Origin of the sequence: Streptomyces sp. WM6386 (genome assembly GCF_000972385.1) — a bacterium.
Taxonomy (GTDB): Bacteria; Actinomycetota; Actinomycetes; order Streptomycetales; family Streptomycetaceae; genus Streptomyces.
The window spans coordinates 1-743 of sequence record NZ_JXTE01000310.1; the positions used below are offsets into that span (position 1 = coordinate 1).

A 743-nucleotide genomic window follows, 5' to 3' on the forward strand; every position below is an offset into this window, starting at 1 on the left:
GTACAGGCGGCCTTCGTTCCACACCGTGGTCACCGTGACGATGCCGTTGTCGGTCTTGCCGCACCAGCCCAGCTACTGCCGGCCCACGTGCGCGGTCGCGGTGCCGTCCTTGCGGTCCCCGGAGTCGTCGATCACTATCACCCCGCCCTCGTGCGGAGCCGTCGCCGGCTCCTCGCGCAGCAGTTCAAGCCGCCGGTCATTGATCTGCTCGGCCTCCCAGGGTGACTCCGACAGGAAGAACTGCAGCCGCTGCACCCCCGGCTTCCCGGCACCGGCCATCGGCTCCGCCCCTGCCAGGCAAGTGATCGTCTTGCTCCGCTCCCGCGTCGCCAGCAGCCCGGTCAGATACTCACGAAACCCGCGCCGCTGGGCCAGGCTGAAGAAGAGGTCGTCGAACTGGGCCGCGTAGTCCTTCAGCGGCCCCGGCGCAGGCGGACACGGACGGCGAGCGGTCATCTTCACCCCCGGCACGGCAGTTGGCCCCTATCACCGGCCTACGACCAACTCGACCCGTCGTCAACCCACACCACCGCCGGATTTGACGAACTACCGCTATGAAGGCCATGGCGGCCGGTGTCCTTTCCCACTCGGCAAGGGCCAGGAGCAGGATCACCTCGGCGCGGTCCTGCGCGGCATCGCAGGGCAGGCCGGCCGTCTGTGCGGCGGCCAGCAGGTCTGCGGTGGCCAGTTGACCGAGGCGTTCTGCCGTCTCCTGGTGCAGATCCTGCAGGCCTTGCTGGTAC

The 743-nt window shown here is 68.8% G+C and carries 1 protein-coding gene and 1 pseudogene; one reads left to right on the plus strand and one right to left on the minus strand.

Translation table 11 applies throughout. From position 1 onward, the window contains the following. A pseudogene (locus tag TN53_RS41410) lies at window positions 1-456 on the minus strand (transposase); the annotation flags it as partial. Window positions 457-538: 82 nt separating this feature from the next. On the opposite strand from TN53_RS41410, the gene TN53_RS47655 reads away from it, so the two are divergent. Beyond that, window positions 539-743, plus strand: a 205-nt coding sequence (locus tag TN53_RS47655; protein WP_046264054.1) for a hypothetical protein, incomplete at its 3' end; no start/stop codon positions are given.